The organism is Serratia sp. TSA_105.2 (genome assembly GCF_052692115.1).
In genome coordinates this window covers 61,979-76,923 of record NZ_JBQZFT010000005.1, presented here as the reverse complement: position 1 = coordinate 76,923, position 14,945 = coordinate 61,979, and the positions used below count along the sequence as shown (strand labels likewise).

Here is a 14,945-nt window from a genome sequence, read left to right as displayed (position 1 = left end):
CCGACATGCCGTCCCGAGGGGCGGCATTTTTTTGCCCTGCTTTCCTCACCACGGCGCTGATGATGCTGGTGGGATGGCGGACAACCAGTGATAACGCTTACAGGAGCAAAGGATTGGGTTGGGGTAATCTTTCGGAGAATCAGGATGTTTTCAGAAGGGAGTGCTGGAGCGGGTGAAGGGAATCGAACCCTCGTATGCAGCTTGGGAAGCTGCCGTTCTACCATTGAACTACACCCGCATCGGTGTGCGACAGGCATTATAACCGGTTATCGGCAGTGGGCAAGCGGAGATGGCGCGTAACTGTCGATGTTTTAAGCGGTTAAGTCCGGTGGGCGAAAAAAAACCGGCGCAGTTGCCTGCACCGGTGGTTTCACGCTAAACGGAATTATTTCTGTGGGCGCATCGCCGGGAACAGAATCACGTCGCGGATGGTGTGGCTGTTGGTGAACAGCATCACCATACGGTCGATACCGATGCCCAGACCGGCAGTCGGCGGCAGGCCGTGCTCAAGCGCGGTGACGTAGTCTTCGTCGTAGAACATCGCTTCGTCGTCGCCGGCGTCTTTGGCATTCACCTGATCGGCAAAGCGCTGAGCCTGGTCTTCGGCGTCGTTCAGCTCGGAGAAGCCGTTGCCGATTTCACGGCCGCCGATGAAGAACTCGAAGCGGTCGGTGATTTCCGGGTTAACGTCGTTGCGGCGCGCCAGCGGCGACACTTCAGCCGGGTACTCGGTGATGAAGGTCGGCTGAATCAGATGGCTTTCCGCCACTTCTTCGAAGATCTCGGTCACGACGCGGCCCAGGCCCCAGCTCTTCTCAACCTTGATGCCGATGGATTCAGCGATGGCCACCGCTTTGCCCATGTCGGCCAGGTCAGCCAGATCGGTTTCCGGGCGGTATTTCTTGATCGCCTCGGTCATGGTCAGCTTCTCGAACGGCTTGCCGAAGTCGAACACTTCGTCGCCGTACTGCACCTGAGAGGTGCCCAGCACTTTCTCGGTCAGGGTGCGGAACAGCGTCTCGGTCAGCTCGATCAGGTCTTTGTAATCCGCGTAAGCCATGTAGAGTTCCATCATGGTGAACTCTGGGTTGTGACGCGGAGAGACGCCTTCGTTACGGAAGTTACGGTTGATTTCGAACACGCGCTCAAAGCCGCCGACCACCAGACGCTTCAGATACAGTTCCGGCGCGATGCGCAGGTACATGTCGATGTCCAGCGCATTGTGGTGCGTGATGAACGGACGCGCGGACGCGCCGCCCGGGATCACCTGCATCATCGGGGTTTCGACTTCCATGAAGCCGCGTTCCACCATGAAGTTGCGGATAGCCGACATCACCTGAGAACGCACTTTGAAGGTGTTGCGCGATTCTTCGTTGGCGATCAGATCCAGATAACGCTGGCGGTAACGAGTTTCCTGATCCGCCAGACCGTGGAATTTGTCCGGCAGCGGGCGCAGCGCTTTGGTCAGCAAACGCAGCTCGGTACAGTGGATCGACAGTTCGCCGGTCTTGGTTTTGAACAGCTTGCCGCGCGCGCCGAGGATATCGCCCAGGTCCCACTTCTTGAACTGGTCGTTGTACACGCCTTCAGCCAGATCGTCGCGCGCGACGTACAGCTGAATGCGGCCGCCCACGTCCTGCAGCGTGACGAAGGATGCCTTGCCCATAATACGGCGGGTCATCATGCGGCCGGCGACGGTCACTTCTACGCCCAGCGCTTCCAGCTCTTCGTTGTCTTTATCGCCGTATGCGGCGTGCAGTTTGTCGGAGGTGGAGTCGCGACGGAAGTCGTTCGGGAACGCAATGCCGTTCTCGCGCAGGCCGGCCAGTTTCTCGCGGCGGGACTGCAGTTCGTTATTGAGATCCAGCGCCTGATCGGCGCCCTGTACTTGTTGTTCAGACATTTCTATTCCTCATAACCCGGCTTTCAAACTTGCCTCAATGAATTTATCCAGGTCGCCATCCAGTACGGCCTGCGTGTTACGCGTTTCGACGTTGGTGCGCAAATCCTTGATGCGGGAGTCATCCAGCACGTAAGAACGGATTTGGCTGCCCCAGCCGATGTCGGACTTGTTGTCTTCCATCGTCTGCTTATCAGCATTTTTCTTTTGCATCTCAAACTCGTACAGCTTGGCTCGCAGCTGTTTAAACGCTTGATCCTTGTTCTTATGCTGAGAACGATCGTTCTGGCACTGCACCACGATGTTGGTTGGCAGGTGAGTAATACGTACGGCGGATTCGGTTTTGTTGACGTGCTGACCGCCCGCACCGGAGGCGCGGTACACGTCGATACGCAGATCCGCCGGGTTGATTTCGATATCGATATCGTCGTCGACTTCCGGGTAGATGAACACCGAGCTGAACGAGGTGTGGCGACGACCGCCGGAGTCAAACGGGCTCTTGCGCACCAGGCGGTGAACGCCGGTTTCAGTACGCAACCAGCCGAACGCGTAGTCGCCGATGATCTTGATGGTGGCAGACTTCAGGCCCGCGACGTCGCCGTCGGACTCTTCGATCACTTCGGTCTTGAAGCCCTTGGCTTCGGCCCAGCGCAGGTACATACGCAGCAGCATGCTGGCCCAGTCTTGCGCTTCGGTGCCGCCGGAGCCGGCCTGGATATCCAGGTAGCAGTCGGCGCTGTCGTATTCGCCGGAGAACATGCGGCGGAATTCCAACTGATCCAGCTTGCTCATCAGTTGATCCAGCTCGGCGACCGCTTCGTTGAAGGTCTCTTCATCGTCGGCTTCCACCGCCAGTTCCAGCAGCCCGCCGACGTCTTCGCCGCCCTGCTCCAGCTGATCGATGGTTTCAACGATGGCTTCCAGCGCGGCGCGCTCTTTGCCGAGCGCCTGTGCGCGCTCCGGCTCGTTCCACACGTCCGGCTGCTCCAGCTCGGCGTTGACTTCTTCTAGGCGTTCCTTCTTGGCATCATAGTCAAAGATACCCCCTAAGAACCGCAGTCCGCTCGGACAGGTCCTGAATTCGGTTTTTTACCGGGTTAATTTCAAACATGGTTTCGTTCTTTTACGTTGATGTCGTCGATGGCGGAATGCCATTGGAACCGCTAATTCTAACGGATCCGGGCGGCAGTTTATAGCGAGTTGGTCAGTTTTTGTGGCGATCGGGAAGGATGCGGGGGATTGGAGAGCCCAATCCCCGAATTGTGTTCAATTTCGCCTCAGCGCGGCCAAAGATGCTGGATCAGCAGCTGCACGTTGCGGTTACCGCGAAACTCGTTGACGTCGAGCTTGTAGGCCAGCTCGACCTCGCGCACGCTGCTGTCCGGCCACAGCGTGGTGTCCACGTTGAACGCGATACCGTCGAGCAGCGGGCCGCCGCCGAGCGGTTCCACCATCAGCTTCAGGTGTTTCTCGCCCACCAGCCGCTGCTGCAGAATGCGGAACTTGCCGTCGAAGGTCGGTTCCGGAAACGCCTGGCCCCACGGGCCGCCCTCGCGCAGCAGCTCCGCCGTCGTCAGCGACAGCTCCTGCATCGCCAGTTCGCCGTCGGACCAGATCACCCCTTCCAGCATCGCCGGATCGAGCCATTCCCCCACCAGCTCGCCGAAGCGCTGGCGGAACTCGTCGAACCTGGCCTCTTCCAGCGACAGCCCGGCCGCCATCGCGTGGCCGCCGAACTTCATCATCAGGCCGGGGTTCAGCATATCCAGCCGCTCCAGCGCATCGCGCATGTGCAGACCGGGCACCGAACGGCCGGAGCCTTTCAGGATGCCGTCGCCCGCCGGCGCGAACGCGATCACCGGACGGTGGAAACGCTCTTTGATACGCGAGGCGAGGATACCCACCACGCCCTGATGCCATTCCGGGTGATACATCGCCAGCCCGTAAGGCAGCTCGGTGCTGGTGCGCTCCAACTGGTCGCACAGCTGCAGGGCTTCCACCTGCATGCCCTGCTCTATCTCGCGTCGCGTCTGGTTCAGCGCGTCGAGATCGTTGGCCAGCATGCGCGCCTGCGCGATGTCGTCGCTCAGCAGCAGCGCCACGCCAATAGACATGTCGTCCAGCCTGCCGGCGGCGTTGAGACGCGGGCCGAGGGCGAAACCGAGATCGTTGGCCGCCAACTGGCGGGCGTCGCGGTTGGCCACCTCAAGCAGCGCGCGGATGCCCGGTCGGCATTTGCCGGCGCGAATGCGGTTTAACCCCTGATACACCAGAATGCGGTTGTTGGCGTCCAGCGGCACCACGTCGGCCACGGTGCCGAGCGCCACCAGATCCAGCAGTTCCGCCAGATTGGGCATCGCCAGCGCGCGCTGCTCGAACCAGCCGCTGTCCCGCAGCCGGGCGCGCAGCGCCAGCATCAGGTAGAACGCGACGCCCACCCCGGCCAGCGATTTGGACGGGAAACCGCAGCCGCGCAGATTAGGATTGACGATCGCTTCGGCCGCCGGCAGGGTCTCGCCCGGCAGGTGGTGATCGGTCACCAGCACCTGCATGCCCTTGGCGTGCGCCACATCGACGCCGGCGTGGGAGGAGATGCCGTTATCGACGGTGACGATCAGCTCCGCGCCGCGCGCCGCCGCCTGCTCCACCACTTCGGGGCTCAGGCCGTAGCCGTCTTCAAAACGGTTCGGCACCAGGTAGTCGACGGCTGCGCCGCCCATGCTGCGCAGCGCCAGCACCGTCAGCGCGGTGCTGGTGGCGCCGTCGGCGTCGAAATCGCCCACCACCATGATGCGGCGACCGTCGGCCAGCGCCTGTTGCAGCAGGCTGACGGCGGCGTCGATGCCATCCAATTGTTGCCAGGGCAGCATGCCCTTGACGCCGCGCTCCAGCTCCTGCTCACCCTGTACGCCGCGCAGGGCGTAAAGCCGACGCAGCAGCGGCGGCAAACTGGCGGGCAGATGCGTGTCGTCCGCCGCCGGGCGGCGGCGTAGTTGCGTTTTAATACTCACCGGCGATTAACCACCGGCTTTGGTGGCGGCCTGGTGCGCATCCAGCATGGCGGCCATCTCTTTCGGCCCCTGATAGCCCGGGATCATCATGCCGTTTTCCAGGATGATGGCCGGCGTGCCCTGAATGCCGAATTGCACACCCAGCTGGTAATGCTTGCTGATGTCGGTTTTGCAGGTCGCCGGAGAAACGGCGTCGCCCTTCATGGCGGCGTCGAACGCCTTGGCCTTGTCGGCGGTGCACCAGATAGACTGCATGTCTTTTTCAGCCTGGGAAGCCAACCCCTGGCGCGGGAATGCCAGGTAACGCACGGTAATGCCCAGATCGTTGTACTCTTTCATCTGCTGATGCAGTTTGTGGCAGTAACCGCAGGTGATGTCGGTGAACACGGTGATCACGTGTTTCTCTTTCGGCGCTTTGTAAACGATCATCTGATCTTTCAGCGCGTCCATCTTGCTGCCCAGCAGTTGGTTGGTCACGTTGACCGGCTCTTTGCCGCTGACGTCGAACAGCGGGCCCTGCAGAATGTGCTTACCGTCTTCGGAGGCGTACAGCACGCCGCTGTCGGTCAGCACGGTTTTCAGGCCGTTGACTGGTGAAGGCTGCACGTCCGCCTGCTGGATGCCCAGGCTGGCGAGCGCTTTTTTGATCGCCGCGTCATCGGCATGGGCGGCACCGGTCACCGAAGCCACCAGCAGAGAGAGCAGCATTAAACCTTTTTTCATTGTTCCAATCCTTTCGAACCCGCCGCTCAGGCGCGCGGGTGATGCTGTTGATGTAGCTGTTTCAGTCGTTCGGTCGCTACATGAGTATAAATTTGCGTGGTCGAGAGATCGCTGTGTCCTAACAACATCTGTACGACACGGAGATCGGCCCCATGGTTCAGCAAATGGGTGGCGAACGCGTGCCGCAACACGTGCGGCGACAGACGCTCGCTGTCGATGCCCGCAAGGATGGCATAGTGTTTGATGCGATGCCAGAACGTCTGTCGGGTCATTTGCTGGCAACGGGTGCTGGGGAACAGCACATCCAGCGTCTGGCCGTTGACCAGCCACGGGCGGCCGTGCTCCAGATAATTTTCGATCCAGTAGACCGCCTCTTCGCCCAGCGGCACCAGCCGTTCCTTGTTGCCCTTGCCGATCACCCGTACCACGCCCTGCCGCAGGCTGACGTCGCTGATACTCAGCCCCACCAGCTCGGAAACCCGCAGCCCGGTGGCGTACAACACTTCGAGCATCGCCTTGTCGCGCAGCTCCAGCGGCTGATCGACGCAGGGCGCCTGCAGCAGCGCATCGACCTGCGCCTCGCTCAGATCCTTCGGTAAACGCTGCGGCAGTTTGGGGGACGCCAGCTGCGCGGTGGGATCGTCGGCGCGCAGCTTTTCACGGTACAGGTACTGAAACAGGCGGCGCATGGCGCTCAGCAAACGCGCGGAGCTGGTGGCCTTGTAGCCGCCCTCTACCCGCTCGGCGAGAAACGCCTGCAGATCCAACGCCTGCGCCTGCAGCAAGGCGGTGTTCTGCTGGCCAAGCCAGGTGCCCAGGGCCTGCAAATCCAGCCGGTAGGAGGCCAGCGTATTTTCCGCCAGATTGCGCTCAAGCCACAGCGCATCCAGGAATTGTTCAATCAGCGCATTGTCTTGCTGTTGCACGCGGTCCTCTCTTTGTTGCATTTCCACCCGCGCCATTATGCCTTAAGCCGACGCAAATCAGGTATACTCGCTGCAATTCTCTAAACAGCAACGTAACGGTTTACACATGAAGATTGGTCTGTTTTACGGCTCCAGCACCTGCTACACCGAGATGGCGGCAGAAAAAATCCGTGAGATTCTGGGTGAAGACCTGGTCGACCTGCACAACCTGAAAGACGTCTCTCCCAAGCTGATGGAGGACTATTCCATTCTGATCCTCGGTATCCCGACCTGGGATTTCGGCGAACTGCAGGAAGACTGGGAAGCGATCTGGCCGCAGCTGCCGGCGCTGGATCTGAAAGGCAAGATCGTCGCCATGTACGGCATGGGCGATCAGCTCGGTTACGGTGAGTGGTTCCTCGACGCGCTGGGCATGCTGCACGATCACATCGCGCCGCTGGGCGTACAGTTCATCGGCTTCTGGCCCACTGAGGGCTTCGAGTTCACCAGCCCCAAACCGCTGAGCGCCGACGGCAAACACTTCGTTGGCCTGGCGCTCGATGAGGTCAACCAATACGATCTGAGCGAAGAGCGCCTGCAGCAATGGTGCGAACAGATCCTGTTGGAGATGGAGCCGCTGCTGTAGCCGCTGTCGGGCGCTGAGCGCGCCCGATTCCCCCGCTTATTTCCACAGACGGAAGCGTGGCTCATCTTCCCCGGCCGGCGTCTCCTTGGTCAACCGCGCCGGATCCGCCACCTGATACCAGTCCAGCTTGCGCGTCAACAGCATAATGCCCGCCAGAATGGCGAACAGCAGCCCCGCCCCCAACACCAACGCATTGTCCTCCGACTGTAACAGCAAATAGAGCACGCCGTACAACAGCAACAGGCTCGCGGCGAACAGCGCACCGCGCAGCTTGCCGCGCAGTACGGCGCTCAGATAGAAGCCGATCAGACCGCTGCAGGCGATGCTGGCCGCCAGGTAAGCGAGAGCGAATCCCAGGTGTTCGGAGAAGGCCAGCAGAATCAGGTAGAACAACACCAGCGCCGCGCCGACCAGCAGGTACTGAATCGGGTGCACCCGCAGCCCGGTCAGGGTTTCGAACAGGAAAAATGCCATAAACGTCAGCCCGATAAACAGCAGCGCGTATTTGACCGCGCGCTCGGTCAGCTGATAGTGATCGACCGGTTCGACCAGGCTGGCGCTGAAGGCCGGCAGCTTGTCCTCATCGATAATGCCATCGTCGTAATGGAACGCACTGTTGATGTTGTTGGCGAACCAGGTGCTGCGCCAGCGAGCGCTAAACCCTTGCTCCGTCACCTTGCGTTCATCCGGCAGGAAGTTGCCGAGGAAATTCGGGTGTGGCCAGTTGCTTTGCAGCTGCAGCTCGCTGCTGCGCCCCAGCGGCACCAGCGACAGGCTGCTGGTGCCCGCCAGCGTCAGGGTGAACTCGGCGTTCAGCCCCTCTTTTTGTTGCAGTGCCGCCAGCGTCAGCGGGGCGTGGATCCCCTGGCGCAACGATCCCACGCCGGTGCCCGGCTCAAACGCCACCGGCTGCGGCATTGCCAGCGGGGAAATGCTCTTGATGCCGCGAGAGTCGCTGAGCGCCACCAGCAGGAATGGCTGGCCGACGGTCACGTTGGCACGTTGCAAATCCGTCAGTTCCGGCTGGCCGAAACGCATCTTGAAGTTCAGCGGCCCCTGGTAAACCTGCGTCTGATAAATGCCCAGTTTGCGCACCTCTACTTTCGGCGCCCCCTGCACCTGAAGCGACTCCGGCAGCAAATAGCGGTAATGCTGCACCCGCTGCACTACCGTTTGTCCTTTCTCGTCTTTCTTTTCTTCTCGTTCGACGTAGGGAATGACAATCAACGGGCCGAGCACGCGCTGTGCCCCGCTGGTGCTTTCGCTTACCTGCCCGACCACGCTTTGCCGATAGCCGCTGCGTTCGTCGATCACGCTCATTAGTTGGGCGATGGGGATCAACATCACCACCATCAATCCCAGCAGCGTGGTTATTTTCCAGAAAAGTACCGATTTCATCATGCTCGCTCCTCGTAGGTAATGAGGCCACGATAAAACCCGCAGGTGAAATCAGAATGTGGTTATGTGAAGGGAAGGTGAAGTCACAGCGATAACCTGAAAGTCGCTTCCACCCCGTGCGGCCGGCGGTTGCGCAGGTGAATGCCGCCATGATGCAGACGGGCGACCTCCTGCACGAAGTTCAGCCCCAGCCCGCTGCTTTTCGGCCGTTCGGCGCGCGGCAGCGAATAAAAACGTTCGAACACCTTATCGAGCGCATAGTCCGGAATGCCGCTGCCGTCATCGCAGACGCTGATGCAGTAATGCTGTTCCCGCCGTTCGCCTCGTACGCTGACGCAACCGCCCGGCGGGGTAAAGTCGATCGCGTTGTCCAGCAGGTTGGTCAGCGCCTGGCTGATCAGCAACGCATCGCCGTTCAGCGTCACCTCCGCCAACGCCTCCAGTTGCAACCTGACGCCGCGCTGCGTCGCCTGCGCCTCTTTGCCCGCCACCGTCTGGCTGACCAGCGCCGCGATCGCGATGGGCGCGGTCTCCATGTCTGGCCGACTCTCCAGCCGCGCCTGCACCAGCAGTTTGTCCACCAGCTGCTGGATGCGTGCGCTTTGCTGCTCGATATTGGTGAGAAAACGCCGGGCGGTCTCCGGCGGCGGCAACTCTTGCAACAGCTCTGCCGCGCCCCTGATCGCCGCCAGCGGGCTTTTCAGCTCATGCGTCAGGGTATGTGCATACTGTTCGATATATGCTTTGCCTTCCAGCTTCAGTCGCATGCTCTCCAGCGCCTGCGCCAGCTGCGTCAATTCCCGGCCGCCCACTTTGGGCAGCGGCGCGCTTTCCCCTTGCGCCACCCCGTCGGCATAACGCACCAGCCGGCCTATCGAACGGGTGATCCACCAGACGAATACCGCCCCGATCAGCAGCGCGATCCCCAGCAGCAATGCGCCGGCCCACAGAATGCGCCGTTCACTGCGTTTGATCACCGGCGCCATGGTGCTGTTGGGTTTACCCACGGTGAGTACGCCGATAATACGCCCTTGTTCTATCACCGGCGCGGCCACATACATCACCGAACTGTTTTCATCCTGCGGGTCGCTAAGGGTGCTGCGGGCGCCGTACTGGCCGCGCAGCGTTCGATAAACGTCATTCCAGCGCGAATAATCCTGCCCCTGCGCGCGGCCGGCAGAATCGAAGATGACCTTGCCCTGAGCATCGGTAAGATAGACGTGGTATTCGCTGCGATCCTTGCGGATGCCGGAGATATTGGCGCCGATCGGCCGCTGGTTCAGCTGCGTAAATGCCTGCGCCAGTTGGCCATGCGCCGCATCGCCGCGCTGCATGTCCTGACGGGCGATCTGCGCCAGCAGGTTGGCGGTATCCACCAGCGTGCCTTCGGTGGCGCGCCGCACGCCGGGCTTCACTTCCTGGACGAAAATGCTCAGCACGAAGTACCCGGCCACCGCCACAATCAGGAAATATCCCAGCAGCAGGCGCAGGCCAATTTTCATGGCTGGCGGCTCACGCTATAGCCCAATCCGCGGTGGGTATGGATTGGCGGTTCACCGGCTTCTACCGCTCGCAGCTTGGCGCGCAGCGTTTTGATGTGGGTATCGACGGTGCGATCCAGGCTTTCTTCCGCCTGCGCCCAAACGCTTTCCATCAGTTGCTGCCGCGAGAACACCCGTCCGGGCGCCAACAGCAGCGTTTTCAGCAGCAGGTATTCGTAACGGGTCAGCGGCAGCGGCCGCTGATGGTAAGAGATGGTGGCCGCGTCTTCGTCGAGCGTGAAAGCGCCGAAACGGTAGAGCGCGCTCTGTTGCAGGCGCTGCTGCTTATGCAGGCGGCGCAAAATGGTGCGCACCCGCGCGCTGACCTCGCGAGGGGAGAACGGCTTGGCGACATAGTCGTCGGCGCCAATCTCCAGCCCGATCAGGCGATCCACTTCATCACTGCGGGCGGTGAGAAACAGAATCGGCAGGTCGGCCGCCTGAGCCAGCAGGCGGCGACACAATTCAAAGCCGTTGATATCCGGCAAACCGACATCGAGGATAGCGAGCGCGGGCGCGCCTTGCGCCAGCGCCTGCAACGCCGGTTCCGCGCGTTCGAACCAGCGCACCTCGAAGCCTTCGCTCTCCAGCGTGTAAACCAGCGTATCGGCAATGCTGGGTTCATCCTCTACCAACCAGAGTACGGGTTTCATCAAGGCTCTTCGCCGCCCCCCGCCGGCGGATACAGCAACAGCTGCCGCAGGTGGCGCCACTCCTCTTTGCTCATGCAGTCGGAAGCCAGCCACAGCCGACGGCGTTTTTTGCCCTCCGTCGGCAGCAGCGTCAGCAGCATACCGTAACCCGGCATCCACGGTTTTTTCGCCAGCCGCCACTCGTGGCCGTGCCAGCTGAAACGCCGGTCCGCCAGCAGCCGCAGCTCGCCCTGCACCGCGGCGATGCGCTTCTGGCTGCGAATGCACTGAAACACCACCAGCGTCAGCAGCACCAGCCAGAGCGGGCCAAAGCCTTCCGGCCAGGGCGAAATCAGGATCAGCAAGATCAGAACGCCGTGGGTCAACAGGGAAAACAGCTGGGTGCGCCAGGAAATGCGGATATCACATCGCCACTGGGCCACGGTCTTTATTTCGCGTTTGGATCAGGGTCACCATTCTCTGCAGCTCGCTGTCCTGCGGCGCGCCATGATTCATCAGCCAGTTGAACAAATCGGGATCGTCGCACTCCAGCAGGCGGATGAACAACGCCTTGTCCGCGTCATTCAGGCTGTCGTATTCGTATTCGAAGAACGGCATGATGGAGATGTCCAGCTCGCGCATACCACGGCGGCAAGCCCAGTGAATACGTGCTTTATTGTTAATATCCATGTTGTTATGACTCACCTCTTTTCAGCGCGGCAGCGCCAGCGCAGAGTTCAAATGACACACTGTATGGCAACGCCGTCGCAATATAATTCCATCAGCCGGGGATCTGTCTGCAAGGGTGCCCTGGCCGCAAGCCTATAGAGTAACAATTTGACATACACGCCGGGAAGGCGCTTTGCTGCGGAAAACGTAATAAAGCGCAAAATGCCAAAAAAAGCGCTCCCCGGCGCCGGGGCGCGAATAACAGTTTGCAAAGCCCGCCGCCTCTTTTACCATGGGTTCAATACCCTTCAGGTAAGCTAAACGTTGAGCAGGAACTTACTATGGCGCATAACATTCCATTCCCACCCCGTCAGCCCTCCGCTTCCACCCATCTACCCCTGACGCTGATCTCGCTGGAAGATTGGGCGCTGGTGACGTTAAACGGGCCGGACACGGTGAAATATCTCCAGGGCCAGGTGACGGCGGACATCGACGCGCTGGCGGCCGATCAACACGTGCTGTGCGCCCACTGCGACGCCAAGGGCAAAATGTGGAGCAACCTGCGTCTGTTCCACCGTGGCGAAGGCTTCGCCTATCTGGAACGCCGCAGCGTGCTGGACAGCCAGCTGGCGGAAATCAAAAAATACGCGGTATTCTCCAAAGTCACCATCGCCGCCGATAACGACGCGGTGTTGCTGGGCGTCGCCGGTTTCCAGGCGCGCGCCGCACTGGCGGGCCTGTTCGCCACGCTGCCGGACGCCGAACACCCGGTGGTGCAGGACGGCGAGACCACGATTCTGCACTTCAACGCGCCGGCGGAACGTTTTCTGCTGGTGACCCGCCCTGCCGTGGCCGAACAGCTGATCGGCAAGCTGCATGACCAGGCGGAACTGAATGACAGCGGCCAATGGTTGGCGCTGGACATCGAAGCCGGCTACCCGGTTATCGACGCCGCCAACAGCGCACAGCTGATCCCGCAGGCCACCAACCTGCAGGCGCTGGAAGGCATCAGCTTCAGCAAGGGCTGCTATACCGGTCAGGAGATGGTGGCGCGCGCCAAATTCCGCGGCGCCAACAAGCGTGCGCTCTACTGGCTGGAAGGTAAGGCAGCCCGCGCCCCGCAGGCGGCGGAAGACCTGGAGCTGCAGCTGGGTGAAAACTGGCGCCGCACCGGCACCGTATTGGCGTCGAGCCAACTGGCCGACGGCACGCTGTGGGTACAGGTAGTGATGAACAACGATTTAGACGCCGATAGCAAGCTGCGGGTACGCGACGATGCCGCCAGTCAGTTGGCGATCAAACCGTTACCCTACTCGCTGGCCGAAGAGAAATAATTCATCGGCCGCAGGCGCCCTGCCTGCGGCCGTCTTCGTTACTCGTCCAACTCCCCGTCGCGCTGCACCAGATAAATCAGCACCAGGATGATGGTGACGAAGAAGCGAAACGCATCGGGCACCCCGTTCCATTGTTTCGACATCCACATGCCAAACCACTCGCCCCCAATCGACATAAAGCCCACCTGCCAGGTGAGGAAGCCCAGCGTCAGCCCCACAACCGCCAGCTTTTTCCGGCCGTTGAAAGCTTTAGCGGGCAGTTTCAGGCCGCACAACAGGCGCAGGCCGCCGATCCAGCACAGCAGCGCGGTCAGGCTCTCCAGCGCGATGATGAAGATATAACCGGCGTGATGCAGCCACGGCGTCTGTATCGAACGGTAGCCGATGGTGGCGTCGGGGAAAATGGTGTCCATCATAAAGACGTGGCGCACAAAGGCGAAGTTGGAGCCGTAATCGGTGATATTGCCGAAGGCCACCAGCGAAGCGAACAAAGCGATAGCGCAGACCAGCAGCGCTTTGGATAAGCGAACGATCATCGTGATGAGTCCTGAACAAAGTTAAGAGAAAGAGTATGCGGGCTCAGAAATGAAAGAACGGGCTTGCTGGATACCCGAAAGAAGCAAGCGCCTCTTTTTTAAAACAAAAGAGGCGCCTGTTCAATACGCATTCAGACGTAGCGATAACGTTTAGACGTACAGGTAGATCGCCATGAAATGGCAGGCGCTGCCGCCGAGCACGAAGGCGTGCCAGATGGCGTGGCCAAAGCGGATGCGCTTGGAGGCGTAGAAAATCACGCCGAGGGTATAGACCACCCCGCCTATCGCCAGCAGCGTGACGCCGCCGGCCTCCAACCGCGTAACCAGCTGATAAATCACAATCAGCGACAGCCAGCCCATCGTCAGGTAGGTCGCCAGCGACAGGGCTTCAAAACGGTGGGCGAAGGCCAGTTTGAACAGCACGCCGAGCAGCGCCAACCCCCAGATTACCGCCATCAGGCCCTTCGCCAGCGGCGAATCCAGCCCCACCAGCAAAAACGGGGTGTAAGTCCCGGCAATCAGGAGATAAATGGCGCAGTGGTCAAATTTTTTCAGCCAATGCTTGGCCTTCTGATGCGGGATCGCATGGTAGAGCGTGGAAGCGAGAAACAGCAGGATCATGCTGCCGCCGTACAGGCTATAACTGGTGATGGCCGTCGCATCGGCGCCGGTATTCACCGCCTGCACCAACAGCAACACCAGGCCGACGATTCCGAACACCAGCCCGATGCCGTGGCTGATGCTGTTGGCGATCTCTTCCGCCCACGGATAAGCCGCGGCGACAATCTTATTGCTCCCGGCTTTCACTACGTCCGTTTTCCCCATAACGCGCAACCCCTCAAAATGCCCTGCTTTGTGCGAAATTAACGCAAAGCAGCTTAACTGAGAATAATTCCAGTGTACACGTGTACGCTAAAATAAAAATGTGAACGCGTGTAACCATCGAAATCGCCCGTCCGGTGGTCTACAATCGTCAGGCTTCAACCCACCCACCTTGAGGTTTACACCATGTCATCCGCTGTACCCGCGTTAGATTTCGGCTCAATGACCCAGGTCATCCAGTTCCTGATGGAAATCGATAAGTTGAAAGGCGTGCAACGCCGCACCAAAGTGCTGGGTACCCAGCGCCAGGAAAACTCCGCCGAACACAGTTGGCATTTCGCCATCGCCGCCATGAGCCTGGCGCCCTACGCCGGTGATGACGTAGACATTCAGCGCGTGATCCAGATGGCGCTGCTGCATGACATCGTGGAAATCGACGCCGGCGACGTGCTGGTCTACGATCTGGCGGCCCGCGCGGCGATCCACGATCAGGAAGTGGCGGCGGCGCGCCGTCTGTTCGGCATGTTGCCGGAGGCTCAGCGCGAGTATTTCACCGCTTTATGGCAGGAATATGAAGATGGCGAAAGCGCCGATGCACGCTTCGCTTTGCTGCTGGATCGCACCATGCCGATGCTGATGAACCTGCATAACGAAGGTCAGAGCTGGGTAGAGAACGGCATCAGCCTGGAGCAGGTGCTGTCGCGCAACGCAACGATCGCCGACGTGCACCCCGAACTGTGGCACCACATGGAACAGCACCTGCGGGATGCGCAGCGCAAAGGCTGGTTGAAGTAAGAGAACCGGGCTGCCACCTCTTCGCCGCAGCCC

15 protein-coding genes and 1 tRNA gene are annotated in these 14,945 nt (G+C 60.5%); 3 read left to right on the top strand and 13 right to left on the bottom strand.

Annotated elements, in window-relative coordinates; all coding sequences use genetic code 11:
- Window positions 1-164 precede the first annotated feature (164 nt).
- The 6 genes from ACUTSC_RS16905 to xerD form a co-directional block, all read right to left on the bottom strand.
- Window positions 165-238 (bottom strand) — tRNA-Gly (locus ACUTSC_RS16905).
- Window positions 239-385: 147 nt separating this feature from the next.
- On the bottom strand, window positions 386-1,903 hold the full coding sequence (gene lysS, locus ACUTSC_RS16900; RefSeq protein WP_033649459.1) for a lysine--tRNA ligase: 1,518 nt from the start codon (window positions 1,901-1,903) through the stop codon (window positions 386-388).
- 9 nt (window positions 1,904-1,912) lie between these two features.
- A protein-coding gene (prfB, locus tag ACUTSC_RS16895) for a peptide chain release factor 2 (RefSeq protein ID WP_096242572.1) occupies window positions 1,913-3,011 on the bottom strand; the annotation gives its coding sequence in 2 pieces (ribosomal slippage) (window positions 1,913-2,935 and window positions 2,937-3,011; 1,098 coding nt in all).
- A gap of 166 nt (window positions 3,012-3,177) precedes the next feature.
- Window positions 3,178-4,911, bottom strand: coding sequence for a single-stranded-DNA-specific exonuclease RecJ (gene recJ / locus ACUTSC_RS16890; protein WP_063990700.1), 1,734 nt, complete (start codon window positions 4,909-4,911; stop codon window positions 3,178-3,180).
- Between the two features lie 6 nt (window positions 4,912-4,917).
- Window positions 4,918-5,634 carry a bifunctional protein-disulfide isomerase/oxidoreductase DsbC gene (gene dsbC / locus ACUTSC_RS16885; RefSeq protein WP_197768458.1) on the bottom strand — a complete coding sequence of 239 codons (717 nt, stop codon included), beginning with the start codon at window positions 5,632-5,634 and terminating at the stop codon, window positions 4,918-4,920.
- A gap of 26 nt (window positions 5,635-5,660) precedes the next feature.
- Complete coding sequence (xerD, locus tag ACUTSC_RS16880) at window positions 5,661-6,560, bottom strand: site-specific tyrosine recombinase XerD (protein ID WP_063990783.1); 900 nt, start codon at window positions 6,558-6,560, stop codon at window positions 5,661-5,663.
- Between the two features lie 106 nt (window positions 6,561-6,666).
- Between xerD and fldB the strand changes: the two genes are divergently transcribed.
- On the top strand, window positions 6,667-7,185 hold the full coding sequence (gene fldB, locus ACUTSC_RS16875) for a flavodoxin FldB (RefSeq protein ID WP_033635825.1): 519 nt from the start codon (window positions 6,667-6,669) through the stop codon (window positions 7,183-7,185).
- A 36-nt stretch (window positions 7,186-7,221) separates the two neighbouring features.
- On the opposite strand, the gene creD is transcribed toward fldB, so the two are convergent.
- The 5 genes from creD to sdhE all read right to left on the bottom strand — a co-directional run bounded on the left by creD (window position 7,222) and on the right by sdhE (window position 11,446).
- On the bottom strand, window positions 7,222-8,586 hold the full coding sequence (gene creD, locus ACUTSC_RS16870) for a cell envelope integrity protein CreD (RefSeq protein ID WP_197768459.1): 1,365 nt from the start codon (window positions 8,584-8,586) through the stop codon (window positions 7,222-7,224).
- Between the two features lie 80 nt (window positions 8,587-8,666).
- Window positions 8,667-10,085 carry a two-component system sensor histidine kinase CreC gene (gene creC / locus ACUTSC_RS16865; protein WP_197768460.1) on the bottom strand — a complete coding sequence of 473 codons (1,419 nt, stop codon included), beginning with the start codon at window positions 10,083-10,085 and terminating at the stop codon, window positions 8,667-8,669.
- A complete protein-coding gene (creB, locus tag ACUTSC_RS16860) occupies window positions 10,082-10,777 on the bottom strand; it encodes a two-component system response regulator CreB (RefSeq protein WP_197773498.1) in 696 nt (231 codons plus the stop codon). Before creB ends, creC begins: the two co-directional genes overlap by 4 nt.
- Entirely contained in the window at window positions 10,777-11,199 is a 423-nt protein-coding gene (locus tag ACUTSC_RS16855) for a protein YgfX (RefSeq protein WP_197773499.1), read from the bottom strand. Before ACUTSC_RS16855 ends, creB begins: the two co-directional genes overlap by 1 nt.
- Complete coding sequence (gene sdhE / locus ACUTSC_RS16850; protein WP_019455657.1) at window positions 11,180-11,446, bottom strand: FAD assembly factor SdhE; 267 nt, start codon at window positions 11,444-11,446, stop codon at window positions 11,180-11,182. Before sdhE ends, ACUTSC_RS16855 begins: the two co-directional genes overlap by 20 nt.
- A 320-nt stretch (window positions 11,447-11,766) precedes the next feature.
- Here sdhE and ygfZ point away from each other — a divergent pair, with 320 nt between their 5' ends.
- The gene (ygfZ, locus tag ACUTSC_RS16845; RefSeq protein ID WP_443002895.1) at window positions 11,767-12,759 is read left to right on the top strand and encodes a tRNA-modifying protein YgfZ; all 993 of its coding nucleotides are present in this window, start codon (window positions 11,767-11,769) and stop codon (window positions 12,757-12,759) included.
- A 38-nt stretch (window positions 12,760-12,797) separates the two neighbouring features.
- Here ygfZ and ACUTSC_RS16840 read toward each other — a convergent pair whose 3' ends face one another.
- Both ACUTSC_RS16840 and trhA read right to left on the bottom strand, forming a co-directional pair.
- Entirely contained in the window at window positions 12,798-13,295 is a 498-nt protein-coding gene (locus ACUTSC_RS16840; RefSeq protein ID WP_033649451.1) for a DUF2165 family protein, read from the bottom strand.
- 150 nt (window positions 13,296-13,445) lie between these two features.
- Window positions 13,446-14,120: a PAQR family membrane homeostasis protein TrhA gene (gene trhA / locus ACUTSC_RS16835; RefSeq protein ID WP_197768463.1), complete on the bottom strand. Its 675-nt coding sequence runs from the start codon at window positions 14,118-14,120 to the stop codon at window positions 13,446-13,448.
- A gap of 183 nt (window positions 14,121-14,303) precedes the next feature.
- Between trhA and ACUTSC_RS16830 the strand changes: the two genes are divergently transcribed.
- Window positions 14,304-14,912: an HD domain-containing protein gene (locus tag ACUTSC_RS16830; RefSeq protein ID WP_197768464.1), complete on the top strand. Its 609-nt coding sequence runs from the start codon at window positions 14,304-14,306 to the stop codon at window positions 14,910-14,912.
- The last annotated feature ends 33 nt before the right edge of the window (window positions 14,913-14,945 follow it).